Origin of the sequence: Kitasatospora sp. NPDC101155 (assembly GCF_044768305.1) — a bacterium.
Lineage (GTDB): Bacteria > Actinomycetota > Actinomycetes > Streptomycetales > Streptomycetaceae > Kitasatospora.
This window is the reverse complement of the sequence record NZ_JBIWPN010000003.1, coordinates 282,332-308,350: the sequence shown is the minus strand read 5'-3', so window position 1 is coordinate 308,350 and position 26,019 is coordinate 282,332. Positions and strand designations below refer to the sequence as shown.

General features: G+C 72.2%; 26 protein-coding genes. 3 read left to right on the top strand and 23 right to left on the bottom strand.

What is annotated here, in order from left to right; translation table 11 throughout:
- Positions 1 to 6 precede the first annotated feature (6 nt).
- The 20 genes from ACIRYZ_RS06105 to hisI all read right to left on the bottom strand — a co-directional run bounded on the left by ACIRYZ_RS06105 (position 7) and on the right by hisI (position 21,643).
- Entirely contained in the window at positions 7 to 654 is a 648-nt protein-coding gene (locus ACIRYZ_RS06105; protein ID WP_402940160.1) for an RNA-guided endonuclease InsQ/TnpB family protein, read from the bottom strand.
- A 345-nt stretch (positions 655 to 999) separates the two neighbouring features.
- The gene (locus ACIRYZ_RS06100) at positions 1,000 to 2,457 is read right to left on the bottom strand and encodes an aldehyde dehydrogenase family protein (RefSeq protein WP_402940157.1); all 1,458 of its coding nucleotides are present in this window, start codon (positions 2,455 to 2,457) and stop codon (positions 1,000 to 1,002) included.
- A gap of 48 nt (positions 2,458 to 2,505) precedes the next feature.
- Positions 2,506 to 3,378 carry a helix-turn-helix domain-containing protein gene (locus ACIRYZ_RS06095; protein WP_402940155.1) on the bottom strand — a complete coding sequence of 291 codons (873 nt, stop codon included), beginning with the start codon at positions 3,376 to 3,378 and terminating at the stop codon, positions 2,506 to 2,508.
- Between the two features lie 359 nt (positions 3,379 to 3,737).
- Complete coding sequence (locus ACIRYZ_RS06090) at positions 3,738 to 5,198, bottom strand: glutamate synthase subunit beta (protein WP_402940152.1); 1,461 nt, start codon at positions 5,196 to 5,198, stop codon at positions 3,738 to 3,740.
- A complete protein-coding gene (gene gltB, locus ACIRYZ_RS06085; protein WP_402940545.1) occupies positions 5,191 to 9,807 on the bottom strand; it encodes a glutamate synthase large subunit in 4,617 nt (1,538 codons plus the stop codon). The genes ACIRYZ_RS06090 and gltB overlap by 8 nt, the downstream gene beginning before the upstream one ends.
- 440 nt (positions 9,808 to 10,247) lie before the next feature.
- Positions 10,248 to 10,985, bottom strand: a complete 738-nt coding sequence (locus ACIRYZ_RS06080) for a VIT1/CCC1 transporter family protein (protein WP_402940150.1) — start codon at positions 10,983 to 10,985, stop codon at positions 10,248 to 10,250.
- 146 nt (positions 10,986 to 11,131) lie between these two features.
- Positions 11,132 to 12,148: a prolipoprotein diacylglyceryl transferase gene (lgt, locus tag ACIRYZ_RS06075; RefSeq protein WP_402940147.1), complete on the bottom strand. Its 1,017-nt coding sequence runs from the start codon at positions 12,146 to 12,148 to the stop codon at positions 11,132 to 11,134.
- 120 nt (positions 12,149 to 12,268) lie between these two features.
- On the bottom strand, positions 12,269 to 13,132 hold the full coding sequence (locus tag ACIRYZ_RS06070) for a DsbA family protein (protein WP_402940145.1): 864 nt from the start codon (positions 13,130 to 13,132) through the stop codon (positions 12,269 to 12,271).
- 52 nt (positions 13,133 to 13,184) lie between these two features.
- Positions 13,185 to 13,709 (bottom strand): MauE/DoxX family redox-associated membrane protein, encoded by a 525-nt coding sequence (locus ACIRYZ_RS06065; RefSeq protein ID WP_402940142.1) that lies wholly within the window; start codon positions 13,707 to 13,709, stop codon positions 13,185 to 13,187.
- Between the two features lie 138 nt (positions 13,710 to 13,847).
- Positions 13,848 to 14,093 carry a hypothetical protein gene (locus tag ACIRYZ_RS06060; protein WP_380609370.1) on the bottom strand — a complete coding sequence of 82 codons (246 nt, stop codon included), beginning with the start codon at positions 14,091 to 14,093 and terminating at the stop codon, positions 13,848 to 13,850.
- Positions 14,094 to 14,345: 252 nt separating this feature from the next.
- Positions 14,346 to 15,158, bottom strand: coding sequence for a tryptophan synthase subunit alpha (trpA, locus tag ACIRYZ_RS06055; RefSeq protein WP_402940139.1), 813 nt, complete (start codon positions 15,156 to 15,158; stop codon positions 14,346 to 14,348).
- A 2-nt stretch (positions 15,159 to 15,160) separates the two neighbouring features.
- Positions 15,161 to 16,411 carry a tryptophan synthase subunit beta gene (gene trpB / locus ACIRYZ_RS06050; RefSeq protein WP_402940137.1) on the bottom strand — a complete coding sequence of 417 codons (1,251 nt, stop codon included), beginning with the start codon at positions 16,409 to 16,411 and terminating at the stop codon, positions 15,161 to 15,163.
- A gap of 52 nt (positions 16,412 to 16,463) precedes the next feature.
- Positions 16,464 to 16,613 carry a tryptophan biosynthesis modulator TrpM gene (gene trpM / locus ACIRYZ_RS06045; RefSeq protein WP_355673186.1) on the bottom strand — a complete coding sequence of 50 codons (150 nt, stop codon included), beginning with the start codon at positions 16,611 to 16,613 and terminating at the stop codon, positions 16,464 to 16,466.
- A gap of 9 nt (positions 16,614 to 16,622) precedes the next feature.
- A complete protein-coding gene (gene trpC / locus ACIRYZ_RS06040) occupies positions 16,623 to 17,429 on the bottom strand; it encodes an indole-3-glycerol phosphate synthase TrpC (RefSeq protein ID WP_402940134.1) in 807 nt (268 codons plus the stop codon).
- Positions 17,430 to 17,652: 223 nt separating this feature from the next.
- A complete protein-coding gene (locus ACIRYZ_RS06035; protein ID WP_402940131.1) occupies positions 17,653 to 18,093 on the bottom strand; it encodes a DUF2752 domain-containing protein in 441 nt (146 codons plus the stop codon).
- A gap of 90 nt (positions 18,094 to 18,183) precedes the next feature.
- A complete protein-coding gene (locus tag ACIRYZ_RS06030) occupies positions 18,184 to 18,456 on the bottom strand; it encodes an HGxxPAAW family protein (RefSeq protein WP_393026713.1) in 273 nt (90 codons plus the stop codon).
- A gap of 138 nt (positions 18,457 to 18,594) precedes the next feature.
- On the bottom strand, positions 18,595 to 19,200 hold the full coding sequence (locus tag ACIRYZ_RS06025) for a TIGR02234 family membrane protein (protein ID WP_402940128.1): 606 nt from the start codon (positions 19,198 to 19,200) through the stop codon (positions 18,595 to 18,597).
- A complete protein-coding gene (locus ACIRYZ_RS06020; protein WP_402940126.1) occupies positions 19,197 to 19,688 on the bottom strand; it encodes a Uma2 family endonuclease in 492 nt (163 codons plus the stop codon). The genes ACIRYZ_RS06025 and ACIRYZ_RS06020 overlap by 4 nt, the downstream gene beginning before the upstream one ends.
- A gap of 20 nt (positions 19,689 to 19,708) precedes the next feature.
- Entirely contained in the window at positions 19,709 to 21,232 is a 1,524-nt protein-coding gene (locus tag ACIRYZ_RS06015) for an anthranilate synthase component I (RefSeq protein WP_393026706.1), read from the bottom strand.
- 39 nt (positions 21,233 to 21,271) lie between these two features.
- Entirely contained in the window at positions 21,272 to 21,643 is a 372-nt protein-coding gene (hisI, locus tag ACIRYZ_RS06010) for a phosphoribosyl-AMP cyclohydrolase (RefSeq protein ID WP_402940123.1), read from the bottom strand.
- A gap of 133 nt (positions 21,644 to 21,776) precedes the next feature.
- On the opposite strand from hisI, the gene ACIRYZ_RS06005 reads away from it, so the two are divergent.
- The 3 genes from ACIRYZ_RS06005 (at position 21,777) to ACIRYZ_RS05995 (ending at position 24,009) form a co-directional block, all read left to right on the top strand.
- Entirely contained in the window at positions 21,777 to 22,358 is a 582-nt protein-coding gene (locus tag ACIRYZ_RS06005) for a hypothetical protein (protein WP_402940120.1), read from the top strand.
- A gap of 10 nt (positions 22,359 to 22,368) precedes the next feature.
- Entirely contained in the window at positions 22,369 to 23,013 is a 645-nt protein-coding gene (locus ACIRYZ_RS06000) for a TIGR03085 family metal-binding protein (protein ID WP_402940117.1), read from the top strand.
- A 216-nt stretch (positions 23,014 to 23,229) separates the two neighbouring features.
- Positions 23,230 to 24,009 (top strand): VOC family protein, encoded by a 780-nt coding sequence (locus ACIRYZ_RS05995; protein WP_402940115.1) that lies wholly within the window; start codon positions 23,230 to 23,232, stop codon positions 24,007 to 24,009.
- A 66-nt stretch (positions 24,010 to 24,075) separates the two neighbouring features.
- Here ACIRYZ_RS05995 and hisF read toward each other — a convergent pair whose 3' ends face one another.
- The 3 genes from hisF to priA are packed head-to-tail and all read right to left on the bottom strand — an operon-like array spanning position 24,076 to position 26,011.
- Entirely contained in the window at positions 24,076 to 24,846 is a 771-nt protein-coding gene (gene hisF / locus ACIRYZ_RS05990; protein ID WP_393026692.1) for an imidazole glycerol phosphate synthase subunit HisF, read from the bottom strand.
- Positions 24,843 to 25,289 (bottom strand): RidA family protein, encoded by a 447-nt coding sequence (locus tag ACIRYZ_RS05985; protein ID WP_402940112.1) that lies wholly within the window; start codon positions 25,287 to 25,289, stop codon positions 24,843 to 24,845. Before ACIRYZ_RS05985 ends, hisF begins: the two co-directional genes overlap by 4 nt.
- Positions 25,286 to 26,011, bottom strand: a complete 726-nt coding sequence (priA, locus tag ACIRYZ_RS05980; RefSeq protein WP_402940110.1) for a bifunctional 1-(5-phosphoribosyl)-5-((5-phosphoribosylamino)methylideneamino)imidazole-4-carboxamide isomerase/phosphoribosylanthranilate isomerase PriA — start codon at positions 26,009 to 26,011, stop codon at positions 25,286 to 25,288. The genes ACIRYZ_RS05985 and priA overlap by 4 nt, the downstream gene beginning before the upstream one ends.
- Between the last annotated feature and the right edge of the window lie 8 nt (positions 26,012 to 26,019).

Sequence of the window (26,019 nt, the reverse complement as noted above, 5' to 3'; positions counted from 1 at the left end):
GTGAGATCATGGTCCGCATGGTCGAGTTGAACCACCGGCTCCTCTCGTGATCGCGAAGTGCGTCAGCCCGAGGTCGATGCCGCAGTCCGCACCGGTCTCCGGCAGCAGGTCCGCGGCCGGGTCGGTCTCGACCACGAACGACGCCCAGTACCTTCCCGCCGGGTCCTTGACCACCGTTACCGAAGACGGCTCGGACGGCAGCCGCCGCGACCACGTGACCTTCACATCACCGACCTTCGGCAGGCGCAGCCGGTCAGCGTCGGTGATCGACCAGCGGTCCGAACGCGTATACCGGGCGGCCTGCCGGTTATCCCGCTTCGACTTGAAGCGGGGTGGCTCGACCTTCGGACCTGGGCGCCTGCCCTTGATGCTGTCGAAGAAGTTCCGCCATGCCTGGTCCTGATCGCGCAGGGACTGTTGCAGCACACCGACCGGTGCACCGGACAGCCATTCCCTTTCGGGGGTCTTCTTCGCCTGTGTGATCAGGGACTTGGACAGGTCGGCGGACTTCGGGAACGGCAGCCCCACCGCGTGCGCGTCCTGCCGGATACGCAGAGCGTCGTTCCACACCACCCGCGCGCACCCGAACGCACGGGCCGGCGACCTGCGCTGACCCGCTGTCGGGTGGAGCCGAAAGGAGTACCGGAGCTGCACGCCGATCAACCTAACGGGTAGCGCCGACAACGGCCCCGCCCCGGGAACTCCAGCGGGCGGACGGCGACCCGCCTTGACGGCAAAACGCCTGTCACTGCCCTGCTCCGCAGGGCACGGCCCTCACCCACCGGGCCAAAGCCCGAGGCACTTGGCCGATTCCCGGTGGGGCCTGGTGGACGCGGCCAACGTCTCCGAGGGCCAGCGGGTACTGATCCACCGCGCGGCCAGCCACCTCGCCGTACATTGCGAAGGCCTTCAAGCGGGAGTTCGGCCAGGCTCCCGGCGGCTACCGCCGGGAGGCCCGCGCCGCGTAGCGTCGGCGCGCCGTGCGATTCCGGGGAAGGCCTAGAACGGGAACGGCGCCCGCCCGTGCTGCACCGAGATCCACTTCACCGTGGTGAAGGCGTCCACCGTGGACTCTCCGTTGAGCCGTCCGACGCCGGAGTTCTTCTCGCCGCCGAAGGGCACTCCCGGCTCGTCCGCGATGGTCCCGCCGTTGACGTGGATCATGCCGGTCTCGATCCGCTGGGCGACCCGCACACCGCGCTCGGGGTCCGCGGTGTGCACCGCGCCGCTGAGCCCGAAGGGCGTGTGGTTGGCCAGCCGGACGGCCTCGTCCTCGCCGTCGAAGGGCACCAGCAGCACGACCGGGCCGAAGAGTTCGCGCTGCAGGATGGGCGCGTCCTCGGCCAGGTCGGTGAGCACGGTCGGCTCCATCAGACTGCCGGTCGTGGTCCCGCGCAGCAGCGCGGTGGCGCCGCCGGCGATGGCCTGGTCGACCTGGCTGGTGATCGCGTCGGCCTGGACGGAGTTGATCAGCGGGCCGATGTGGGTGGCCGGGTCCCTGGGGTCGCCGACGGTCAGCGTGGCGATCTTGGCGACGAACTTCTCGGTGAACTCGGCCAGCACGGCGCGGTCGACGAGCACCCGGTTGGCGGCCATGCAGACCTGGCCCTGGTGGACGAAGCGGCTGAACACGGCCGCGTCCACGGCGTAGTCGAGGTCCGCGTCGTCCAGCACGATCAGCGCGCTGTTGCCGCCGAGTTCCAGCACCGACCGCTTGAAGTGGGCGGCGGCCACGGTGGCGACGTGCCGGCCGACCTGGTCGGAGCCGGTGAAGGAGATCACCTTGGGCACCGGGTGCTCGATGAAGCTGTCGCCGATCTCGGCGATGTCGGTGATCACCACGTTCAGCAGGCCGGGCGGCAGGCCCGCGTCCTCGAAGATCCTCGCGATCAGGGAGCCGCCGACCACCGGGGTCTCCTGGTGCGGCTTGAGCACCACGCCGTTGCCGAGTGCGAGCGCCGGGGCGACGGCCTTGAGGGCCAGGAACAGCGGGAAGTTGAACGGGCTGATCACGCCGACCACGCCGACCGGCAGCCGGTAGAGCCGATTCTCCTTGCCGGGGGCGGGCGAGGGCAGCAGCCGGCCCTCCGAGGCCACCGACAGGTGCAGGCACTCGCGCAGCATGTCCTTGACGAGGGACAGCTCGAAGCCCGCCTTCAGCGCGGTACCGCCGAGCTCGGCCATGATCGCCTGGACGATCTGCCCCTCGCGCTCCTCGAACAGCCGCAGCGCGCGCTCGAAGACCAGTCGGCGCTGGTACGGGTTGGTGGCGGCCCAGGCGCGCTGGGCGCGCTCGGCGGCGCGGTAGGCCCGGTCGACCTCGGCGACGGTGGCGACGGTGATGGTGGCCAGCTTGTCGCCGGTGTAGGGGTCGACGTCGACGATGTCCCAGGAGCCACTGCCGCTGCACCATTCGCCGTCGATGTACTGCAGCGCCAACTCGGAGAAGTACGACATCTGATCCCTCTCATGCCCGACCTGATGGGAGCTCATCGTACTGACGTGTCATAGCTCTTGGCGTACGGAGTGCAGAAGATCGCAGGTCTGTTCGGGGCTGAGGCTCTCGGCCTGGAGCCCCTCCATCGCCTGGCGGTACGAGGCGACCTCGGCGGGCTTGTCCACGTAGAGCGCGGTGGTGAACTGCTCCAGGTAGACCACGTCGGTGAGTTCGGCCTCGGCGAAGCCCAGCACGCTGAAGGCGCCGCTCTCGGCGGCCAGCCCGGCGGTGCCGAGCGCCAGCACCTGCAGGTGCACGTGGGGCAGTTCGGCGAGTTCGAGCAGCCGGTCGAGCTGGCCCCGCATCAGCCCGGGGCCGCCCCAGGGGCGGCGCAGCGCGGCCTCGTCCAGGACGGCGAGCATCCGGGGCGGGTGCTCGGCGGTGAGCAGGTCCTGGCGCTTGAGGCGGACCTCGACCCGGCGTTCGATGTCCTCGGCGGAGACGCCCTGGCCCTGGCAGCCGGCGGTGATCACGGCGCGGGCGTAGTCGGCGGTCTGGAGCAGCCCGTGGACGAACTGGACCTCGTAGCTGTGGATCTCGGTGGCGGCCTCCTCCAGTCCCAGGTAGTTCTGGAACCAGGCGGGCAGCACGTCGCCGTACTCGTGCCACCAGGAGCTGGCGTTGGCGTCCCGGACGAGTCCGAGGACGGTGGCGCGTTCCTGTTCGGCCTCGACGCCGTACAGGGTGAGCAGGTCGGCGACGTCGCGTTCCTTGAAGCCGACCCGGCCGAGTTCCATCCGGCTGATCTTCGACTCGGAGGCGCGGATCGAGTAGCCGGCCTCCTCGCGGCTGACGCCTCTGGACTCGCGGAGCTTGCGCAGCTGGGTGCCGAGCAGCATGCGCCGTACGGTGGCACCCCCGCCTGCCTGAGTCGTGCCCATCGAAGTCAACCTCCGCACTCGCGCAGCCCCCCGGCCGTCGGCGGCAGTCTGCCACCTGGCACCGACGAACAACAGCCCGTGCCGGGACGCATTCCGGCCGCTGGGCGAAGGCTGGGAGAAAGCTGTGAGCCGTCCCTCGGTGCGTGGAGGGAAGCGCAGGTGAGAGCCGGGTGAGAGCCGGGTGAGAGCCGGGTGAGAAGTCGCCCGGGGAGCCCGGGGAACGCGACGGCGCCCGCCCTCCAACTGGTCGGGGAAGAGGGCAGGCGCCAGGAGACCGCGTTGGCCCGGCGACGCTGGCGGGGGCAGCGGGTTGAGCTCCCGGCGATGCGGCGCCGGGGGTTCAGGGGCCGGTCGGACCGTCAGACCACCAGGGGGCGGTCCGTGGGTCGGATCGGGGCGGGAAGCGGGGTCTTGCCGCCCAGGTACCTGTCCACCGCGGCAGCGGCCGAGCGGCCCTCCGCGATGGCCCAGACGATCAGCGACTGGCCTCGGCCGGCGTCTCCGCAGACGTACACGCCATCGACATTGGTGGCGAACCGGCCGTCGCGGGCAATGTTACCGCGCGCGTCGAGGTCCACGCCGAGCTGCTCGACCAGGCCGTTCTTCACGTCCGTCCCGGTGAAGCCCATGGCCAGGGTGACCAGCTGGGCGGGGATGGCCCGCTCGCTGCCCGGGACGGGCTCGAACCGGCCGTCCTTGAACTCGACCTCGACCAGGTGCAGTTCCTGGACGTTGCCGTGCTCGTCGCCGGTGAGGTGGGTGGTGTTCACGGAGTAGATCCGCTCGCCGCCCTCCTCGTGCGCGGAGGTGACCTTGTAGGTCATCGGCATGGTGGGCCACGGCTGGTGCCCGGGGCGCTCGTCGCCGGGCCGCGGCATGATCTCCAGCTGGGTCACCGAGAGGGCGCCCTGCCGGTGGGCGGTGCCGACGCAGTCCGCGCCGGTGTCGCCGCCGCCGATCACGACCACGTGCTTGCCCTTGGCGCTGATCGGCGACTCGACGAGGTCGCCCTCCTGCACCTTGTTGGCCAGCGGCAGGTACTCCATGGCCTGGTGGACGCCCTTGAGTTCGCGTCCGGGCACCGGCAGGTCGCGCGCCGTGGTGGCACCGGCGGCGACCACGACGGCGTCGAAGCGCTCGCGCAGCTGCTGGCCGGTGATGTCGTCGCCGACGTGCACGCCGGTGCGGAAGCGGGTGCCCTCCGCCCGCATCTGCTCGATGCGGCGGTTGATGTGGCGCTTCTCCATCTTGAACTCGGGGATGCCGTAGCGCAGCAGCCCGCCGATGCGGTCGGCGCGCTCGTAGACCACCACGGTGTGGCCGGCCCGGGTGAGCTGCTGGGCGGCGGCCAGGCCGGCCGGGCCGGAGCCGATGACGGCGACGGTCTTGCCGGAGAGCCGCTCCGGGACCTGCGGGGTGACCCCGCCGCGGTCCCAGGCCTTGTCGATGATGGTGACCTCGACGTTCTTGATGGTCACCGCGTCCTGGTTGATGCCGAGCACGCAGGCCGACTCGCAGGGCGCCGGGCACAGCCGCCCGGTGAACTCCGGGAAGTTGTTGGTGGCGTGCAGGCGCTCGATGGCGCCGCTCCAGTCGTCCCGGTAGGCCAGGTCGTTCCACTCGGGGATGAGGTTCCCGAGCGGGCAGCCGTTGTGGCAGAACGGGATGCCGCAGTCCATGCAGCGGCCGGCCTGCTTGCCGATGATGGGAAGGAGGCTGCGTTCGACGTAGACCTCGTTCCAGTCCCGGATGCGAACGTCCACGGGCCGTCGCTCGGCCAGCTGCTTACCGGTGGTCAGGAAGCCCTTGGGGTCAGCCATGTGCCGCCTCCATCATCTTGCGAGTGGTCTCGGCCTCGGAGAGGCCATCGCGCTCAGCGGCGTCCTTGGCGGCGAGCACTGCCTTGTAGTCGGTCGGCATGATCTTGGAGAAGCGGGAGACCCCGCTGCCCCAGTCGGCCAGGAGTTCGGCGGCGACGGTGGAGCCGGTCTCCTCGTAGTGCTGCTGCACGGTCGCGCGCAGCCACTCGCGGTCGGCGGCGGTGGGGGCCTCGATGCCCACCATGCCGTCGTTGACGTTGGCGGGGCGCAGGTCGAGGACGTACGCGATGCCGCCGGACATGCCCGCCGCGAGGTTGCGTCCGGTCTCGCCGAGGATGACGACCCGGCCGCCGGTCATGTACTCCAGGCCGTGGTCGCCCACGCCCTCGACGACCAGTGTGGCACCGGAGTTGCGGACGGCGAAGCGCTCGCCGGCCTTGCCGCGCAGGTGGATCCGGCCCGAGGTGGCGCCGTAGCCGATGGTGTTGCCGGCGATCACGTGGTTCTGGGCGTCGTTGCCGATGGCGGCGGCCTCGCGCGCCGGGCGCACGACGACCACACCACCCGAGAGCCCCTTGCCGACGTAGTCGTTGGCGTCGCCCTCCAGTCGCAGGGTGATGCCGCGCGGCACGAAGGCGCCGAAGGACTGCCCGGCGGAGCCGGTGAAGGTGACGTCGATGGTCCCCTCCGGCAGGCCCTCGCCGCGGTACCGCTTGGTCACCTCGTGGCCGAGCATGGTGCCGACGGTGCGGTTGACGTTGCGGATCGGCAGCTGGATGCGGACGGTCTCGCCGCGCTCCAGGGCGTCCTCGGCGAGCTCGATCAGCTGGTTGTCCAGCGCCTTGTCGAGCGCGTGGTCCTGGGTGGTCGTGCGGTGCCGGGCGGCGCCTTCGGGCAGCGTCGGCACGTGGAACAGCGGGGCCAGGTCGAGCCCGGCGGCCTTCCAGTGGTCGATCGCGGCCTGGGCGTTGATGTGCTCGGCGTGGCCGACGGCCTCCTCGATCGAGCGGAAGCCCAGCGAGGCCAGGATCTCCCGGACCTCCTCGGCGATGAACTCGAAGAAGTTGACCACGAATTCGGGCTTGCCGGAGAAGCGCTCGCGCAGCACCGGGTTCTGGGTGGCGACGCCGACCGGGCAGGTGTCCAGGTGGCAGACGCGCATCATGATGCAGCCGGAGACCACCAGCGGGGCGGTCGCGAAGCCGAACTCCTCGGCGCCGAGCAGCGCGGCGATCACGACGTCGCGGCCGGTCTTCAGCTGGCCGTCGGTCTGGACGACGATGCGGTCGCGCAGCCCGTTCAGCAGCAGGGTCTGCTGGGTCTCGGCGAGGCCGAGCTCCCAGGGGCCGCCGGCGTGCTTCAGCGAGGTGAGCGGCGAAGCACCCGTGCCACCGTCGTGCCCCGACACCAGGACGACATCGGCGTGCGCCTTCGACACACCCGCCGCGACCGTCCCGACGCCGACCTCGGAGACCAGCTTCACGTGGATGCGGGCCGCCGGGTTGGCGTTCTTGAGGTCGTGGATCAGCTGCGCCAGGTCCTCGATCGAGTAGATGTCGTGGTGCGGCGGCGGCGAGATCAGGCCGACACCCGGGGTGGAGTGCCGGGTCTTGGCGACCCACGGGTAGACCTTGTGGCCGGGCAGCTGGCCGCCCTCGCCGGGCTTGGCGCCCTGGGCCATCTTGATCTGGATGTCGTCCGCGTTGACCAGGTACTCGGAGGTGACGCCGAACCGGCCGGAGGCGACCTGCTTGATCGCCGAGCGGCGCTCGGGGTCGTACAGGCGGTCCGGGTCCTCGCCGCCCTCACCGGTGTTGGACTTGCCGCCGAGGCGGTTCATCGCGATGGCGAGGGTCTCGTGCGCCTCGCGGGAGATCGAGCCGTACGACATGGCGCCGGTGGAGAAGCGCTTGACGATCTCGGTGACCGGCTCGACCTCCTCGACCGGGATCGGCTCCCGGCCGAGGCCGTCCAGCTGGAACAGGCCGCGCAGCGTCATCAGGCGGGCGGACTGCTCGTTCACCCGGTCCGTGTACTGCTTGAAGATGTCGTACCGGCGGTTGCGGGTGGCGTGCTGCAGCCGGAAGACGGTGTCCGGGTCGAACAGGTGCGGCTCGCCCTCGCGGCGCCACTGGTACTCGCCGCCGATCTCCAGCGCGCGGTGCGCGGCCGGGATGCCGGAGGCCGGGTACGCCTTGGCGTGCCGGGCGGCGGTCTCCTTGGCGATCTCGTCCAGGCCGATGCCGCCGAGCTTGGTGGTGGTGCCGGCGAAGTAGCCGTCGACCAGCTCCTGGGAGAGGCCGATGGCCTCGAAGACCTGGGCGCCGCGGTAGGAGGCGACGGTGGAGATGCCCATCTTGGACATCACCTTGAGCACGCCCTTGCCGAGCGCCTTGATCAGGTTCTTGATCGCCTTCTCGGCCTCGACGCCCTGGATGCTGTGAGGACCGTCGAGGGCGTTCCGGGCGACGAGGTCCTCGACCGACTCCATGGCCAGGTACGGGTTGACCGCGCCGGCGCCGTAGCCGATCAGCAGCGCGACGTGGTGCACCTCGCGGACGTCGCCGGCCTCGACCAGCAGCGACACCTGGGTGCGCTGCTTGGTGCGGATCAGGTGGTGGTGGATGGCCGAGGTGAGCAGCAGCGAGGGGATCGGGGCGTGCTCGGCGTCGGAGTGCCGGTCGGAGAGCACGATGATCCGGGCGCCGTCGGCGATCGCGGCGTCGGCCTCGGCGGCGATCTCGGCCAGGCGCGCGGCCAGGCCCGCGCCGCCGGTGGCGACCTTGTAGAGGCCGGACAGCGTGACGGCCTTGAGGCCGGGCTGGTCGCCGTCGGCGTTGATGTGGACCAGCTTGGCCAGCTCGTCGTTGTCGATCACCGGGAAGGTGATGCCGACCGAGCGGCAGGAGGCGGCCTCGGCGGTCAGCAGGTTGCCCTCGGGGCCGAGGTTGGACAGCAGCGAGGTGACGAGCTCCTCGCGGATGGCGTCCAGCGGCGGGTTGGTGACCTGCGCGAAGAGCTGCACGAAGTAGTCGAACAGCAGGCGCGGCTTCTCGCTGAGCGCGGCGATCGGCGAGTCGGTGCCCATCGAGCCGAGCGCCTCGGCGCCGGTCCTGGCCATCGGGGCGAGGATGACGCGCAGCTCCTCCTCGGTGTAGCCGAAGGTCTGCTGGCGGCGGGTGACGGAGGCGTGGGTGTGGGCGATGTGCTCGCGCTCGGGGAGCTTGGCGAGCTGGATCTGCCCGCCGGTGACCCACTCCTCGTAGGGGTGCTCGGCGGCCAGGCCGGCCTTGATCTCCTCGTCCGGGACGATCCGGTTCTCGTTGAGGCAGACCAGGAACATCTTGCCGGGCTGCAGGCGGCCCTTCTGGACCACCTTGTGCTGGTCGATGTCGAGGACGCCGACCTCGGAGGAGAGCACGACCAGGCCGTCCTCGGTGACCCAGTAGCGGGCCGGGCGCAGGCCGTTGCGGTCGAGCACGGCGCCGATCCGGGTGCCGTCGGTGAAGGTGACGCAGGCCGGGCCGTCCCAGGGCTCCATCAGGTTGGAGTGGTACTGGTAGAAGGCGCGGCGGGCCGGGTCCATGGTGGCGTGGTTCTCCCACGCCTCCGGGATCATCATCAGCACCGAGTGCGGCAGCGAGCGGCCGCCGAGGTGGAGCAGCTCCAGGACCTCGTCGAAGGAGGCCGAGTCGGAGTGGTCCGGGGTGCAGATCGGGAAGATCCGCTCCAGACCCTGCCCGCTCCTGTTGGCTGGGATGAGGTCGGTCGAGAGCTGGGACTCGCGGGCGCGCATCCAGTTGCGGTTGCCCTTGACCGTGTTGATCTCGCCGTTGTGCGCGACGAAGCGGTACGGGTGGGCGAGCGGCCAGCTCGGGAAGGTGTTGGTGGAGAACCGCGAGTGCACCAGGCCGATGGCGGACGCGTAGGTGCGGTCCGACAGGTCGGGGAAGAAGGGCTCCAGCTGGCCGGTGGTCAGCATGCCCTTGTAGACGATGGTGCGGGCGGACAGCGACGGGAAGTAGACCCCGGCCTCGCGCTCGGCGCGCTTGCGGACCACGAAGGCGATCCGGTCCAGCTCGACGCCGGCCAGGCCGTCCTCGGCCAGGAAGAGCTGCCGGAAGCGCGGCATCACGCTGCGCGCGGTGGCGCCGAGCAGGTCCGGGGTGACCGGCACGTCGCGCCAGCCCAGGACCGTCAGGCCTTCCTCGGCCGCGATCGCCTCGATCTGTCCGACGGCGGCGGCGTCAGCGGCATCCTCGTCCGGCAGGAAGGCGATGCCGACGGCGTAGGAGCCGGCCGCCGGGAGCTCGAAGGAGACCTTGCCGCGCAGGAAGGCGTCCGGGATCTGGGTCAGGATGCCCGCGCCGTCACCGGAGTCCGGCTCGGCGCCGGTGGCGCCGCGGTGCTCCAGGTTGCGCAGGACGTTCAGCGCCTGCTCGACGATGGTGTGGTCGGCGATGCCGGTCAGCGTGGCGACGAAACCGACGCCGCAGGCGTCGTGCTCGTTTCGCGGGTCGTACAGGCCCTGAGCAGCAGGTCGCGCATCCGGCACGAGCGCGTAGGGCTGGCGGGCGGCGCCGGCCTGAGGCTCGTTGGCGGAGTGCATGGATGCAGACAGCATCGGCTCTCCCGTCGTCGTCTTTCGGCAAGTTGGTGCAAGTAGGGACGACGTTGGCCCTGATGCGGTGGTGCGGTCGTGCAAGTTACATGATGCCCAGAATCCCGAGAAGCGGAATATCCCGTCCACATCGCGGACGGATGCGCAGGTCAAGGGGGGCGAAGGGGAGGACGTGCCACAGTGCACGTCCCGACGATTGTGCCCAACCACCCCCGGCCTGAAACAGGGGCGAAATCCGATCGCCACACAAGCCGATCATGAGCGCCTGGGAATCCATCCCGAGAGCCCCGCCGACGGATGCGAATCCGCGGCTGCGAGACCCGGATGATGAGACGATGCCGGGCACTGCGAGACGTCCGTGTGTGAAACGTCACGCAGTGCCCGGCATAGTCATGCACTGCTCCCCGCCGCCGGGCCGGGGGCGGGGATCACCCCACGTGCCCGCCGATCAGCCACCCCAGCAGATACGTCACCCCGGCCGCGGCCCCGCCCAGCACCAGCTGCCGCAGTCCGCTGAACCACCAGCTGCGCGCCGTCACCCGGGCCACCACCGCACCGCAGGCGAACAGGCCGAGCGCGGCGAGCAGCAGCGCGGGCAGCAGCGACGTCGCCCCGAGCAGGTACGGCAGCAGCGGCAGCAGCGCGCCGAGCGCGAAGCACAGGAACGACGAGCCCGCCGCGACCAGCGGCGAGGGCAGGTCGTTGGGGTCGATGCCCAGCTCCTCGCGGGCGTGGATCTCCAGCGTCAGCTCCGGGTCGCGGGACAGCTGCCGGGCCACCTCGTGGGCGAGCTCCGGGTCCACCCCGCGCGAGACGTACAGCTGCGCCAGCTCGGCCAGCTCGCCCTGCGGGTTGCGGCTCAGCTCCAGCCGCTCGGCCTCGATCTCGGACTGCACCAGCTCCCGCTGGGAGGCCACCGAGGTGTACTCCCCCGCCGCCATCGAGCAGGCGCCGGCCGCCAGGCCGGCCAGCCCGGTCAGGATCACCGTGCCGTTGGACGCCGCCCCGCCGACCACACCGGTCATCAGCGCGAAGTTGGACACCAGGCCGTCCACGGCCCCGAACACCGCGGGCCGCAGCCAGCCGCCGTTGACGTCGCGATGGTGGTCCGCGGCGGGTATCCGCGGGTGCTGGGCGGCTTCGGCTTCCAGGGTGGTCGTGCTCACGGTTCTTCCCCTCCGTCTGTGTTCGTCGCCCCGACCGTAGCCCGCGTGACCTGGGCATTTCCAGCAAGATAAGGCTGCCCGAACAATGCTGAGGCTGCCCTTCGCAAGCCTCGCGAAGGGCAGCCTCAGTCAGGGGAAGTGCCTGTTCAGATCGGGTTCTTGGCGTCCTTGCCGGGCTTCTCTGCAACCTTCGCAGCCGGCTGCGCGTCCGCCTCCCCGTCCACCAACCGGGACGGCTTCTCCCCGTCCACCATCTCGCTCGGCTTCTCGCTCTCCGCCTTCTCGTTCGGCTTCCCGCTCTCCGCCTTCTCCTCGGCGCCGTCCGCCGGCTCGTGCGCCGCCGGGTCGATGCTCGCCGGGTCCTCGCGGCCGGGCCGCAGCTTGCCGACGATCACGAAGTACGCCACCGCGCCGACGAACACCACGATCGACGTCCAGTCGTTCAGCCGCAGGCCCAGGTAGTGGTGCGCCTCGTCGATCCGCAGGTACTCGATCCAGAACCGGCCCACCGTGTACGCGGCCACGTACACCGCGAAGGCCCGGCCGTGCCCCAGCTTCCAGCGCCGGTCGACCCAGAGCACCAGCAGCGCCACACCCACGCACCAGAGCGACTCGTACAGGAAGGTCGGGTGGTAGACCCCGCTCACGACCTCACCGTTGGGCAGCGTCTTGTGGATCTCCAGGCCCCACGGCAGCGTGGTCGCCCGGCCGTACAGCTCCTGGTTGAAGTAGTTGCCCCAGCGGCCCAGCGCCTGCGCGAGCGCGATGCCCGGCGCGATGGCGTCGGCGTACGCGGGCAGCGGCACGCCCCGGCGGCGGCAGCCGATCCAGGCGCCGACCGCGCCCAGCGCGACCGCACCCCAGATCCCGAGGCCGCCCTCCCAGATCTTGAGGGCGTTCCAGGGGTTCTTCCCCTCGCCGAAGTACAGCTGGTGGTCGGTGATCACGTGGTACAGCCGACCGCCGACCAGGCCGAACGGCACGGCCCAGACGGCGATGTCACCGACGGTGTGCTTGGCACCGCCCCGGGCGACCCAGCGCTTGCTGCCGAGCCAGACGGCGGCGACGACACCGAGGATGATGCAGAAGGCATAGGCGCGCAGCGGGATCGGTCCGAGATAGAGGACGCCCCGCGACGGGCTGGGAATGTAGGCGATATCCATGGCAGTTCCGACGCTACAGGGTCCGGCGCCCCGGTCGGACACCCCCGGGGTCACAGAAACCGAACAACGCGCCGCCGCCCCCTCCGGACGGGGAACGGGCGGCGGCGCGGCTGGGGCGGCTCAGCCGGCCGTGGGCGACGGGTTGTTGGCCTCCGAGGCGGTGCCGGTCGGCGCCGGGGTCTGCCCGTGCGAGCCCGCCGTGCCGAGCTGCTTGCCCTGGTTCGCGGCGTCCACCCATTTCGTCAGGTTGGCCGGGGTGATCTCCTCGTTGCCGTTCTTCGGGTAGATCGGCTGGCCGTTGAGCAGCACGGTCGGCGTCGACTTGTAGCTGGACTTGTCGAAGTCCTGCTGCACCGCGGACACCCAGCCGCCGAACTTGTTGTCGTTGACGCAGGCCCGGAACCCGGGCGTGTCCAGGCCGTCGACCTGCTTGGCCAGGTTCAGCAGGACGGCCTTGTTGCCGAAGGCGTCGTTGGTCTCGTCCGGCTGGTTGCGGTACATCACGTCGTGGAGGTCCCGGAAGTGCCCGGCGTCCTGGGCGCAGGCGAGCGCGTTGGCGCCGTTCTTGGAGCCCTTGCCCGGAATGGCCCGGTCGATGAACGACACGACGTGGACGTTGGTGTAGATCTTCCCGGCGTCCTCCAGCTGGTCGATGGTCGAGGAGAACTCGCGCTCGAAGAGGCCGCACGCGGGGCAACGCGGGTCCTCGTACACCGTGAGGACCGACGGGGCGTTGCTCGCACCGACCGGGACGACCAGGTTCTTGTCCCCGATGGTGCCGGCCGGGGCGGCGGTCGGGGTCTCGGGCTTGGAGCGCTCGTTCTGCACCACGACGCCGGTGATCACGGCGGCGGCGATCACCACCAGCGCGGCCCCGCCCACCATCAGCTTCTTCCTGCGCTTGGAGGTGGCCCGATCGGCCACCCGCTGCTCCAGCATCCGCTCGCGGGCGGTGCGCTTGCCTTCTCGGTTCTTCTCGCTCATTGCCTTGACATCCACGGTCTGGGGGCCTTCGTCGGGTGCGGGGGACGGGGGGTCAGCTGGCCAGCCAGCCGTCGGCCGAGAGCCGGGTACGGGGCCGCGACAACAGCCACCCGGCCAGCAGCAGGAAGCCGGTGTCGCGCAGGATCTCCTGCAGGTACTCGGTCTGCGAGGCGTCGACGTGCCCGCCGCCGCCGAAGCAGCCGCAGTCGATCGAGATGCCGCGCGCCCAGGCCGAGGCGATCCCGGCGATGAAGGTGAGCAGCAGCAGCGCGGAGACCCCGGCGACCAGCCGGACGCCGAGGCCGATCAGCAGCAGCAGCGCGAGCGCCAGCTCCAGGAAGGGCAGCCCGTAGCCGATCGGCTTGACCAGGCTCTCGGGCAGGATCTCGTACGCGCGGACGGCCTGGGCCGCCTCCGCCGGATCGGCGATCTTCGCCAGCCCGGCCCACCCCCACACCACCGCCAGGCCGAGCCGCACGGCGGTGCCCAGCCACTCGCTCCAGGCCGGTACCGCCCGCCACGCCGCCGACGCGGGCGCCGGCGCCGAGTCACCGGGCTGCGCTGCCGGGCCGGCCATCAGGGAACCCCTCTCGGGAAACTCGTTCACTTTCTGATGAACCGTAAGGGCTGAAGGGCGGTTCCTCCTTTTTCACGAATTACGCCGTATGAGTGACGCAACATGGTGTTCTGTCCGAATCCGGCGAACGCCCGTACGTCAGCGGCAGCCCGGCATCCGCCCCGGGTCGAACAGCTCCAGCCGCCCCTCGCGCGGCACCCGGGCCGCCCGCTCGGCCGCGTCCCACCGCGCCGCCTCCGCACAGGCGACCGCCTCCCGCTCCGCCCGCTCGGCCCCCCGCTTGGCCAGCGCGTGCCCCACCGCGGTGTGTGCCCCGACGGCCGCACCCAGAGCCAGCGCGGCGGCCGCCGCCCGCAGCAGCACGGCCCGATGAAGACCAGCCACCGACTCACCCCTTCGCTCGCCCGGCAACCCCCGCGCACCTCGTTCGTGCACTCGTCCCTCCACTCAACGCCGGTCAACCCCCACTGGTGCGTGTCGCCCCCGCTCTTCACCCGTTCGGGGCCACCCCCACGCTGACGCCTCCCCCGAACCGCCTACGCCCCGCCCCCACCCACCCACTCACCCCCACGAACACCGACGGCCTGCCACCCCCGAAGGGGTGGCAGGCCGTCAGCCAACCGTTCCTACCGCGCGTCAGCGCCCCCGCCGAACCCCCGCCGCCAGCTCGCCCGCGAGCCCCCGCACCGCGTCCAGCGCCGCCGCCTCGTCCTCCCCCGCCTCCAGGATCCGCTTGACGAAGGCCGACCCGACGATCACCCCGTCCGCGAACCGGGCGACCTCGGCCGCCTGCTCGGCGTTGGAGACCCCGAGCCCGACGCAGACCGGCAGGTCCGTCGTGGCCCGGGTGCGGGCGACCAGGTCCTCGGCCAGGGAACCGACCGCCGACCGGGTCCCGGTCACCCCCATCACGGCGGCCGCGTACACGAAGCCGCTGCCCGCCGCGGTGACCTCGGCCAGCCGGGCGTCCTTGCTGCTGGGGGCGACCACGAACACGGTGTCCAGCCCGTGCGCGTCCGCCGCCTTGCGCCACTCCTCGGACTCCTCCACCGGCAGGTCCGGCAGGATGCAGCCCGCCCCGCCCGCCGCGGCCAGGTCGGCGGCGAAGCGCGCCACGCCGTAGCGGTCGACCGGGTTCCAGTACGTCATCACCAGCACCGCCGCCTCGGGGTGCGTGGTGGCGACCTCCTGGACGGTGCGCAGCACGTCCTTGATCCGCACACCGCCCCGCAGCGCGATGTCGTCCGCGGTCTGGATCACGGCGCCGTCCAGGACCGGGTCCGAGTGCGGCAGGCCGACCTCGACCACGTCGCAGCCGCCCTCGATCAGCGCGTTGACCGCCCGGATGCCGCCGTCGACGGTCGGAAAGCCGGCCGGCAGGTAGCCGATCAGCGCGGCGCGGTCCTCGGCCCTGGCGGCCGCCAGGATGGCACTGAGCTTGCTCGCCATGGTCACTTACCCCCATCGGCCGCGTCGCCGGCCGCCTCGTCGTACAGCCCGAAGTACTGGGCCGCGGTGTGCATGTCCTTGTCGCCGCGCCCGGAGAGCGAGACCAGGATGGTGGCCTCCGGTCCGAGCTCGCGGCCCAGCTCCAGGGCCCCGGCGAGCGCGTGGGCGCTCTCGATGGCCGGGATGATGCCCTCGGTGCGGGACAGCAGCCGCAGCGCCTGCATCGCGGCGTCATCCGTCACCGGCCGGTACTCGGCCCGCCCGGTGTCCTTCAGCCACGCGTGCTCCGGCCCGACGCCCGGGTAGTCCAGGCCCGCCGAGATGGAGTGCGACTCGATGGTCTGCCCGTCCTCGTCCTGCAGGACGTACGTACGGGAGCCGTGCAGCACACCCGGGTCACCCTTGGTGAGGGTGGCCGCGTGCCTGGGGGTGTCGGCACCCTCGCCGGCCGCCTCGCAGCCGATCAGCCGCACGCCGGCGTCCGGGATGAACTCGTGGAAGATCCCCATCGCGTTGGAGCCGCCCCCGACGCAGGCGACCACCGCGTCGGGCAGCCGCCCGGTGCGGTCGAGGACCTGCTGCCGCGCCTCCACGCCGATGACCCGGTGGAAGTCGCGGACCATCATCGGGAAGGGGTGCGGCCCGGCGACGGTCCCGAACAGGTAGTGGGTGGAATCGACGTTCGCGACCCAGTCCCGGAAGGCCTCGTTGATGGCGTCCTTCAGCGTCCGGCTGCCGGACTTGACGGCCACCACCTCGGCGCCGAGCATCCGCATCCGGGCGACGTTGAGCGCCTGGCGCTGGGTGTCGACCTCGCCCATGTAGATGGTGCAGTCGAAGCCGAACAGCGCGCAGGCGGTGGCGGTGGCCACCCCGTGCTGGCCGGCGCCGGTCTCGGCGATGATCCGGGTCTTGCCCATCCGCCGGGTGAGCAGCGCCTGGCCCAGCACGTTGTTGATCTTGTGCGAGCCGGTGTGGTTGAGGTCCTCGCGCTTGAGCAGGATGCGCGCGCCGCCCGCCTCGGCGGAGAAGCGGTGCACGTCGGTCAGCGGGCTCGGGCGGCCGGTGTAGTCCTTGAGCAGCGCGTCGAGTTCGGCGGCGAAGGCCGGGTCGGCCTTGGCCTTCTCGTACTCCTCAGCGACCTGCTCGACCGCGGCGACCAGCGCCTCGGGGATGAAGCGGCCGCCGTACGCGCCGAAGTAGCCGCGGGCGTCCGGCACCTGGGCACCGGGCAGGTAGTCCTTCTCGGACATGGTGGATTCCCTCGGGGAGATATGGATGACTGTGACGTCCGATCGGCTGACTTCAGCCGAGCGTCACGCGCCATCGCCGCCCCGGCACCTGCCCCGGCTCGCAACCGATCACGTACCGCACCCGGCGCCCCAGCACCCGGCGTGCGGGCGCGCGGCAGCCGCGCGGGCGGCAACCTGGGGCGAGTCGGGTGGCGATCTTCATCGGGCTGTGTCAGTCCTTGTGCCGGACGGCGGGGTGGGTCCCGGCCGCGACCAGGTCGGCCACCGCGGCACGCGGGTCCTTGCCGGTCACCAGGGACTCGCCGACCAGCACGGCGTCGGCGCCCAGGTTGGCGTAGTTGATCACGTCGAGCGGGCCGCGCACACCGGACTCGGCGACCCGGACGATGCCGGCCGGGATGGCGTGCGAGACGTTCTCGAAGGTGTTGCGGTCCACCTCAAGGGTCTTGAGGTTGCGGGCGTTGACGCCGATGATCCGCGCCCCGGCGTCCGCCGCGCGCTTGATCTCCTCCTCGTCGTGCACCTCTACCAGCGGCGTGAGGCCGATCGACTCGGCGCGCTCGATCAGCGACACCAGGGCCGGCTGGTCGAGGGCGGCGACGATCAGCAGCGCGAGGTCGGCGCCGTGCGCGCGGGCCTCCCACAGCTGGTAGGCGGTGACGATGAAGTCCTTGCGCAGCACCGGGGTGTCCACCGCGGCGCGGACGGCGTCCAGGTCGGCCAGCGACCCGCCGAACCGGCGCTGCTCGGTCAGCACGCTGATCGCGGCGGCACCGCCGGCCGCGTAGTCGCGCGCCAGGGCGGCCGGATCGGCGATGGCCGCCAGCGCGCCCTTGGACGGGCTGGAGCGCTTCACCTCGCAGATCACCCGCACCCCGTCGCCCTTCAGGGCGGCGACGCCGTCCTTGGCCTCCGGGGCCTTGGCCGCCAGGGCCTTCAGCTCGTCCAGGGAGACCTGGGCCTGCCGCTCGGCGAGGTCCTCACGGACCCCTTCGATGATCGAGTCGAGCACACTCACTCAGGAGCCCCCATCGTTTCTGCAGTTCGCTCATCCGAGCCGGACGGGCTGCGGCCCGTCCGCTCTTCGATGGTATCGGCACCCACTCGTCCGCCGCGCATCCGCCCGAACCGCGTCTCGCGGAACGGGACGCTCCCTCCGGCGGCCGTCGGCCTCCTCCCCCACCGGCTCTCCGTCCCAGCTCAGACCGGCTGCGGCGGCGGACGTCCCCGCGCGGACCGGCTCAGACCAGCTGCGGTGCCAGCCCCGCCCCGACCGGGAGGTTGCGCACCACCGTGAACACCAGCACCAGCAGGAGGATCAGCGCCCAGCGCCGGGCCCCGACCGAGACCCTCGGCGACGGCCCGCCGGTCAGCGCGGCCCAGCCCCAGCGCAGCCAGAGCACCGCCAGGACGCCGAACAGCAGCACGGCCACGGCGTTGTCGTGCAGGGCGCCGGTGAGGTCCCCGTGGGCCAGCGCGTGGACACAGCGCAGGCCCCCGCAGCCGGGGCACCACCAGCCGGTGGCGGTCAGGAAGGGGCAGTCGGGGTAGTGCCCGCGGGTGTTCGGGTCCACCACGGCGACGTACCCGGCGGGAATGGCCACCGCCGCCAACGCGGCCAGCGGCGGGCCCAGCCGGCGCAGTACGGGCGGCGGGGCGGAGGCGGTGGGGGCGGCGTTCACGCCCCGATTGTGCCCGCGCCGGGCCCGGACAGAACGAAACGGCGGGCGTGGCGCGCCCGCCGTTCGGTTGTGCGAAAGGAGTACCTGTCGTCAGGCGGCGACGGCGCGGGCCTCAAGGGCCGCCTTGCGGGCCGCGGTCTGCTCCTCGACCGACTTGTACACGTTGGTGCTCGGCTGCTTGCCCATGCCGGCCATCGACATGGCCTTGCCGATGATGCCGCCGACCAGGACGACCGCCAGACCGGCCACGACCAGCAGCGGCGACGGCAGGATCATCGCGACACCCGCGATGCCGAAGCCGACGAAGGAGATGACGACGCCGGTCCAGGCGGCGGGGTTGTGGCCGTGTGCTGCTGCTGCCATCGATGGTGCTCCTAGGCTCTCGGGGCCCAGCCGGGCCTGCGGGGCCGCCGGCGGGTTGACGGGTTCCATTGTGCCGGGCCACACACGGGCGGCCCAAAGCGGGTGGCGGGTCTATCGCGTCACATGTGCCGCTCGGGCTCAGACGGCGGTGGGGTCCTCGCCGCGGTCCAGGGCCTTCCACAGGTCGCCCGGCGTATCGGCCTTCACCGGGGCCTTGCGGGTGGGCGCCTCGTAGCGGCTGCCCATGGTCGGCCAGCCGCGGCCGTAGCGCAGGGTGACCAGCCCGGCCAGGGCCAGCAGCAGCCCGCCGGCCAGGGCGACCCAGGGCCAGGCGCTGTGCGAGACCTCGGTGGCCGTCGAGCCGGCCAGCGCCAGCTTGCCGGAGGCGGCGGAGTCCAGCGCGGCGGTGTCCGAGGCCCCGGCCACCGAGGCGGCGGCCGCGCCGAGCCCGGCCAGCAGGGTCAGCGCGCCGACCGCGAGCCGGCCGGCGCCGCGCACCGCGAACACCGCGACGGCCGCGGCCAGGCCCACCAGGGCCAGCCCGCCGGGCAGTTCGGAGATCTTGCCGCCGGTGACGGACACGTCCAGGGTGCCGGCCCGGCCCTCGGCCCAGTCCCGCCCGGCCGCGGTCAGCACCAGCACGGCGCCCAGCACGGTCAGCAGCAGCATCACGCCGAGGGTGCGGCGGCCGGCCGTGGACGTGGCGGGAGCGGCGGGGGCGGGGGTGTGGTCTGCAGCGGTCACCCGTCCACTATCCCCCGGCCGACGCCCGGGTCCGTACCCGGGGTCGGGAACTCGTCCGTCCGCAGCACCACCGTCCGGCCACCGAGCGGCAGGAACAGGTCGTTGCCGAACGGCACCCGTTCGGCCTCCCGGTACACCCCGCCCGGATCCGGCGCGGTGTGCACGGTGCAGTCGGCGGCGGCCGGGTCGACCACCACGTACAGCGGCACACCGCTCTGCGCGCAGGCCCGCGCCCAGGCGTGGTCCCGGCCGGGGTGCGCGACCTCCAGCACCGCCGCCACGCCGGCGGCGCCGTACCGGCCCCGGGCACCGCGGCCGGCCCCCGGGTCGAGCACCACGAGGTCCGGGGCGATCGGGCCGGACGCGGCCGGGAAGTCGACCACCACGCCGGAGAGCACCCGGCCGGGGCCGACCTGCTGCTCCTCGAACTGCACGGCAGCCCCGAACACGACCCCCCAGCGCAACTCGTCGTACGGCACCTCGGGCATCCCGGCCGCCTCCTCACGCCTCAGGACAGTTCCGGCCTCCGCAGCGTATTGGCGGTGGCGACGGCCCGCAGCACGGCGGCCGCCTTGTTGCGGCACTCGGTGTCCTCGCCGTGCGGGTCGGAGTCGGCCACCACGCCCGCGCCCGCCTGCACGTACGCGGTGCCGTCGCGCAGCACCGCGGTGCGGATCGCGATCGCGGTGTCCGAGTCCCCGGCGAAGTCCAGGTAGCCGACGCAGCCGCCGTACAGGCCACGCCGGGTGGGCTCCAGCTCCTCGATGATCCGCATCGCCCGGGGCTTGGGCGCGCCGGAGAGGGTGCCGGCCGGGAAGCAGGCGGTCAGCACGTCGAAGGCGGTCCGCCCGGGGGCGACCTTGCCGGTGACGGTGGAGACGATGTGCATCACGTGGCTGTAGCGCTCGATCTGCATGAAGTCGACCACCTCGACGCTGCCCGGCTCGCAGACCCGCCCGAGGTCGTTGCGGCCGAGGTCGACCAGCATCAGGTGCTCGGCCCGCTCCTTGGGGTCGGCGAGCAGCTCGGCGGCCAGCGCCGCGTCCTCGTGCGGGGTGGCGCCGCGGTGCCGGGTGCCGGCGATCGGGTGCACCATCGCCTCGCCGTCGGTGACCTTGACCAGCGCCTCCGGGCTGGAGCCGACCACGTCGAAGCCGCCCTCGGCGCCGCCGTCCGGCCCGGGGAAGCGGAACAGGTACATGTACGGGCTGGGGTTGGTGGTGCGCAGGACGCGGTAGACGTCCAGCGCGGAGGCCGGGCAGGGCGCCTCGAAGCGCTGCGAGGGCACGACCTGGAAGGCCTCGCCGGCCCGGATCCGCTCCTTGACCTCCTCCACCGCGGCCCGGTACGGCGCCCCGCCGAACGGCGAGTGCACCTCGCCGGGGCCGGCCGGGGTGAAGGTGGCCAGGCCCGGGTCGACCGGCTTGAGCAGGTCGGCCTCCATCGCGTCCAGCCGGGCCACCGCGTCCGCGTAGGCCTCGTCCACGCCGCTGGCCAGGTCGTTGTGGTTGACGGCGTTGGCGATCAGCAGCACCGTGCCGTCGGCGTGGTCGAGCACCGCCAGGTCGGTGGCCAGCAGCATGGTCAGCTCGGGCAGCTTGAGGTCGTCCGGGTTGAGGTCGGGGAGCTTCTCCAGCCGGCGGACGACGTCGTAGCCCAGGTAGCCGACCAGGCCGCCGGTCAGCGGCGGCAGGCCGTCGTCGGCGTGCCGCGGGGTGTGCAGCGTCTCCAGGGCGGCGCGCAGCACCTGCAGCGGGTCGCCGGTGGTCGGGATGCCGACCGGCGGGGTGCCGAGCCAGCGGGCGTCGCCGTCCTCGCCGACGGTCAGCGCGGCGGCGCTGCGCACGCCGACGAAGGAGTAGCGCGACCAGCTGCGGCCCTGCTCGGCGGACTCCAGCAGGAAGGTGCCGGGCCGCTCCTCGGCGAGGCTGCGGTAGAGGCCGATCGGGGTGAGGCCGTCCGCGAGGAGCCTGCGGGTGACCGGGATCACCCGGGTGTCGACGGCGAGCTTGCGGAAGGCTTCGAGGTCCATGCGGGGCGGCACCTTCTGGAGTTGTGGACGGGGGCGGGGTCAGGCGAGCGGGAGCACGTCGGCGTCGAAGCAGGTGCGGTCGCCGGTGTGGCAGGCCGCGCCGGTCTGGTCGACCCTCACCAGCAGGGTGTCGCCGTCGCAGTCGAGCGCCACCGACTTGACCGCCTGCACGTGGCCGGAGGTGTCGCCCTTGACCCAGTACTCGCGGCGGCTGCGGCTCCAGTAGGTGCAGCGGCCGGTGGTGAGGGTGCGGTGCAGCGCCTCGTCGTCCATCCAGCCGAGCATCAGCACCTCGCCGGTGTCGTACTGCTGCGCGATGGCCGGGAGCAGGCCGTCCTCGGTGCGCTTGAGGCGGGCGGCGATCGCGGGGTCGAGGGCGGTGGTGCCGGGGGCGGCAGGTGTGGTGGACATGGGGCCATTGTGTCAGTCCGTCCGGTGCCCCCGGCGTCCCGTCCGGGGGGCGGACGGTTCGGGGGCGGCCCGTTCGGGGTCAGTTCCGCCAACCGCCTGCCGGGCGTGGCCCCGGTGGGCCATCCTCGTGGCCATGACCTCCGAGCAGCAGCCGCCCGAAGCCGCCGCCTCCCGTCCGTCCCGGGGCCTGGTGATCGCCGTCGCCGCCGTCCTGGCCGTGCTGCTCGCGGTGGTGGCCACCGTGCTGCTCTGGCCGGAGGACAAGAAGCCGGCCGCCGCGCCGCCCCTGCCCTCGGCGACCCCGACGCCGACTCCGACACCGACCCCCACCCCGACGCCCACCCCCACCAGGCCGCAACCGCCGTACGCCTTCTTCCCGGTGGGCACCTGCTTCGACCACCCCCAGCTGAGCCCGGTGATCACCAAGGCCGAGGAACGGCCCTGCGCCGGCGAGCACGACGGCGAGGTCATCGCCGACCTCAAACTCGCCGACGGACTGAGCGGCGAGATCCCGATCGCCCTCGCCATGCGGGACGGCTGCAAGGAGGCCGAGACCGCCGCCAAGGCCTGGCAGGCCGACGGAAAGACCTACTACCCGCGGCAGTTCGGCCCGGCCATGGTCAACTACCAGCAGGGCTGGCGGGACTACACCTGCACCCTGACCGCGAGCAACAAGCAGGGCGGCCCCAAGCTGACCGGCCGGCTCCACCAATAGGCTTGGGTCCATGTCGAACCACGCCCTCGCCGAGCGCCACCGTCTCGCCCAACTGCTCACCACCGCCGGGCCCGACGCCCCCACCCTGTGCGCCGGGTGGACGACCCGGGACCTCGCCGCCCACCTGGTGATCCGCGAGCGCCGCGCCGACGCGGCGGCCGGCATCCGGGTCGGCGCCCTGGCCGGCTGGACCCAACGGGTGCAGGACAGCTACGCCGAGCGCCCCTACGAGGAACTGGTCCGACTCTTCCGCGCCGGGCCGCCGATGTACTCCCTCTTCGCCCTGCCCGGCGCCGACGAGGCGGCCAACACCATCGAGTACTTCGTGCACGCCGAGGACGTCCTGCGGGCCGGCGACGACTGGACCGCACAGCCCGTCCCGCCCGGCCGCGCCGAGGCCCTGTGGCGACGCCTCCCCATGATCGCCCGCCTCGAAGCGGGCCGCCGCTCCCCCGTCCGCCTCACCCTCAGCCGCCCCGACGGCCAGTCCCTCACCGTCGGCCCCGCCGGCGCCCCCACCGTCCACCTCACCGGCGACCCCGGCGAACTGGTCCTCTTCACCTACGGCCGCGGCGCCCGCACCACCCTGGACGTGGACGGCGCCCCGGACGCCATCGAGGCCCTGCGGCACGCCCTGCCGCTGCCGCCGAAGTAGCTCCGAAGAGGGCGTCCCACGACACGAGGTTGCGGCCCGTGCCGTGGGACGCGGCCCCAACCGGATTACGGAGCGAGCCGGTTCGGTCCACGGGCCACCGCGCGCCCGCGCTGCGGATGTCGGTCCCCGGGTGCAGACTCGCAGGTGGCCGGGGAGGGGCGTGTGCGCGCCCGACGGAACCGCCTCGGTCACTCTCCGTCGAAGGGGCACCACGACATGCTCACCACCGACTTCCCCACCGGCTCGCCCTGTTGGATCGACCTGGGCTGCCCGGACATCCCGGCCACCGCCGAGTTCTACCGCAAGGTCTTCGGCTGGACCTTCCAGGAGGTCCCCGAGGCCGGCGGCTACGGATTCCTGCAGCTGGACGGTAGGACGGTCGGTGCTCTCGGCAAGCTGGACCAGGGCGCGCGGTCCGCCTGGACCACGTACTTCCTCTCCCCCGACCTGGACGCGACCGTCAAGGCCGCCGAGCAGGCCGGCGCCACGGTCCGGGTCCCGCCGATGGACGTCATGCAGGAGGGCCGGTTCGCCGCCCTCACCGACCCGCAGGGCGCCGAGTTCGCCGTCTGGCAGGCCGGCGACACCCGGGGCCTGGACGCCGTCTCCGAGGACAACACGCTGTGCTGGTCCGAGCTGCACACCAAGGACCAGGACGGCAGCTACGACTTCTACAAGTCCCTGTTCGGCTGGCGGGTCGAGAACTTCGAGCCGTCCCCGGGCATGAGCTACCGGGTGATCTCCACCGCCGAGGGCGACCAGCGGCAGACCGGCTTCGGCGGCATCGCCCCGACGATGGACGCCGCCCAGCCCTCCGCCTGGACGCCGTACTTCGCCGCCAACGACGTGGACGCGCTGATCGCCAAGGCGACGGCGGCCGGCGGCTCGGTGCTGATGCCGGCCGCGGACGTGGACAACGTCGGCCGGATCGCCTGGCTGGCGGACCTGAACGGCGCCCCGTTCGCTCTGATCAAGGGCGAGCCGCGCGAGTCCTGAGAAGAGGAAGAAGAGGAAACGGTGCTTGTTCGTGTTCGCGAACACGAACAAGCACCGTTCGAGGAATCACCGGACCGGGTGCCCGGCCTCCCGCAGCGCGTTCTTGACCTCGCCGATCCGCAGGTCCCCGAAGTGGAACACGCTGGCCGCCAGCACCGCGTCCGCGCCCGCCTCCACGGCCGGCGCGAAGTCGGCGAGCTTGCCGGCCCCGCCGGAGGCGATGACCGGCACCGAGACGGCCTTGCGCACCGCCCGGATCATCTCCAGGTCGTAGCCGTCCTTGGTGCCGTCCGCGTCCATGGAGTTGAGCAGGATCTCGCCCGCCCCCAACTCGGCGGCGCGGCCCGCCCATTCGACGGCGTCCAGGCCGGTGCCCTGGCGTCCGCCGTGGGTGGTGACCTCGTAACCCGAAGCGGTCTCCGTCCCCTCGGGGCAGCGCCGGGCGTCCACCGAGAGCACCAGCACCTGCCGCCCGAACCGCTGGGCGATCTCGCGGACGAGCTCCGGCCGGGCGATGGCCGCGGTGTTGACGCCGACCTTGTCGGCGCCGGCCCGCAGCAGCTTGTCGACGTCCTCGACGGCGCGGATGCCGCCGCCGACGGTGAGCGGGATGAACACCTGCTCGGCGGTGCGGCGGACCACGTCGTAGGTGGTCTCCCGGTCGCCGGAGGAGGCGGTGATGTCGAGGAAGGTCAGCTCGTCGGCGCCTTCGGCGTCGTAGAGCTTGGCCATCTCGACCGGGTCGCCGGCGTCGCGCAGGTTCTGGAAGTTGACGCCCTTGACCACCCGCCCGGCGTCCACGTCCAGGCAGGGGATGACTCGTACTGCGAGGGTCACGGCTGTTTGCCTTCCAGGGTCTTTGCCAGCCCGGCACGGTACGCGTCGATCTCGACCTCGACCAGCATCCGGGAGTCGATCAGCCCCTCGACCACCACCATGGTGGCCACCGGGCGTGCGGCGTCGAAGAGTTCGCGGTGGGCGCGGCCCACTTCCTCGGCGTCGCGGGCGTGGGTGATGTACATCCGGGTGCGGACCACGTCGTCCGCGGTCAGACCGTACGCGGCCAGGGCCGAGAGCCCGACGCCGAACGCGGCGAGGGTCTGCCGGTACGGGTCGCCCTCGTGCTCGATCCGGCCGTCCACCCAGGCGGTGGAGCCGGCCACGTGCACATGGTCACCCGCGGCGATCGCCCGGCAGTAGCCGAACTCCTCCTCCCAGGGGGAGAAGCCACCGACCCGGCCGCGCACGACCTGACCGCGTACGATCCGACCATCCGTCATCCTGAAACCGCCTCCAGGGCCTCTTCGAGGGTGAACTTCTGCTCGTAGAGTGCCTTGCCCACGATGGCGCCCTCGACACCCTCGCCGACGAGCGTGGCGATGGCGCGCAGGTCGTCCAGCGAGGAGACGCCGCCGGAGGCGACCACCGGGCGGTCGGTGGCGGCGCAGACGTCGCGCAGCAGCTGCAGGTTGGGGCCGGTCAGGGTGCCGTCGCGGTTGACGTCGGTGACGACGTAGCGGGCGCAGCCCTCCTGGTTGAGCCGCTCCAGCACGTCGAAGAGCTGGCCGCCGTCGCGGGTCCAGCCACGGCCGCGCAGGGTGGTGCCGACCACGTCGAGGCCGACGGCGATCTTGTCACCGTGCTCGGCGATGGCCTTGGCGACCCACTCGGGGGCCTCCAGGGCGGCGGTGCCGAGGTTGACCCGGGTGCAGCCGGTGGCGAGGGCGCGGGCGAGCGACTCGTCGTCGCGGATGCCGCCGGACAGCTCGACCTTGATGTCCAGCCGGCCGGTGACCTCGCGCAGCAGCTCGTAGTTGGAGCCGGTGCCGAAGGCGGCATCCAGGTCGACCAGGTGGAGCCACTCGGCGCCGGCGTTCTGCCAGGCGAGCGCGGCGGCCAGCGGCTCGCCGAAGGAGGTCTCGGTGCCGGAGGCGCCCTTGACCAGGCGGACGGCCTGGCCGTCCCGGACATCGACGGCGGGAAGCAGTTCGAGGCGGCTCATCAGTGACA

Excerpts from the sequence above, each read along its gene's own strand:
- ACIRYZ_RS06100 (WP_402940157.1), bottom strand. The coding sequence starts at position 2,457 with ATGTCGTACTTCTCCGAGTTGGCGCTGCAGTACATCGACGGCGAATGG.
- ACIRYZ_RS06095 (WP_402940155.1), bottom strand. The coding sequence starts at position 3,378 with ATGGGCACGACTCAGGCAGGCGGGGGTGCCACCGTACGGCGCATGCTG.
- ACIRYZ_RS06090 (WP_402940152.1), bottom strand. The coding sequence starts at position 5,198 with ATGGCTGACCCCAAGGGCTTCCTGACCACCGGTAAGCAGCTGGCCGAG.
- gltB (WP_402940545.1), bottom strand. The coding sequence starts at position 9,807 with ATGCACTCCGCCAACGAGCCTCAGGCCGGCGCCGCCCGCCAGCCCTAC.
- lgt (WP_402940147.1), bottom strand. The coding sequence starts at position 12,148 with ATGGATATCGCCTACATTCCCAGCCCGTCGCGGGGCGTCCTCTATCTC.
- ACIRYZ_RS06070 (WP_402940145.1), bottom strand. The coding sequence starts at position 13,132 with ATGAGCGAGAAGAACCGAGAAGGCAAGCGCACCGCCCGCGAGCGGATG.
- ACIRYZ_RS06065 (WP_402940142.1), bottom strand. The coding sequence starts at position 13,709 with ATGGCCGGCCCGGCAGCGCAGCCCGGTGACTCGGCGCCGGCGCCCGCG.
- trpA (WP_402940139.1), bottom strand. The coding sequence starts at position 15,158 with ATGGCGAGCAAGCTCAGTGCCATCCTGGCGGCCGCCAGGGCCGAGGAC.
- trpB (WP_402940137.1), bottom strand. The coding sequence starts at position 16,411 with ATGTCCGAGAAGGACTACCTGCCCGGTGCCCAGGTGCCGGACGCCCGC.
- trpM (WP_355673186.1), bottom strand. The coding sequence starts at position 16,613 with ATGAAGATCGCCACCCGACTCGCCCCAGGTTGCCGCCCGCGCGGCTGC.
- ACIRYZ_RS06030 (WP_393026713.1), bottom strand. The coding sequence starts at position 18,456 with ATGGCAGCAGCAGCACACGGCCACAACCCCGCCGCCTGGACCGGCGTC.
- ACIRYZ_RS06020 (WP_402940126.1), bottom strand. The coding sequence starts at position 19,688 with ATGCCCGAGGTGCCGTACGACGAGTTGCGCTGGGGGGTCGTGTTCGGG.
- ACIRYZ_RS06015 (WP_393026706.1), bottom strand. The coding sequence starts at position 21,232 with ATGGACCTCGAAGCCTTCCGCAAGCTCGCCGTCGACACCCGGGTGATC.
- hisI (WP_402940123.1), bottom strand. The coding sequence starts at position 21,643 with ATGTCCACCACACCTGCCGCCCCCGGCACCACCGCCCTCGACCCCGCG.
- ACIRYZ_RS06005 (WP_402940120.1), top strand. The coding sequence starts at position 21,777 with ATGACCTCCGAGCAGCAGCCGCCCGAAGCCGCCGCCTCCCGTCCGTCC.
- ACIRYZ_RS06000 (WP_402940117.1), top strand. The coding sequence starts at position 22,369 with ATGTCGAACCACGCCCTCGCCGAGCGCCACCGTCTCGCCCAACTGCTC.
- ACIRYZ_RS05995 (WP_402940115.1), top strand. The coding sequence starts at position 23,230 with ATGCTCACCACCGACTTCCCCACCGGCTCGCCCTGTTGGATCGACCTG.
- ACIRYZ_RS05985 (WP_402940112.1), bottom strand. The coding sequence starts at position 25,289 with ATGACGGATGGTCGGATCGTACGCGGTCAGGTCGTGCGCGGCCGGGTC.
- priA (WP_402940110.1), bottom strand. The coding sequence starts at position 26,011 with ATGAGCCGCCTCGAACTGCTTCCCGCCGTCGATGTCCGGGACGGCCAG.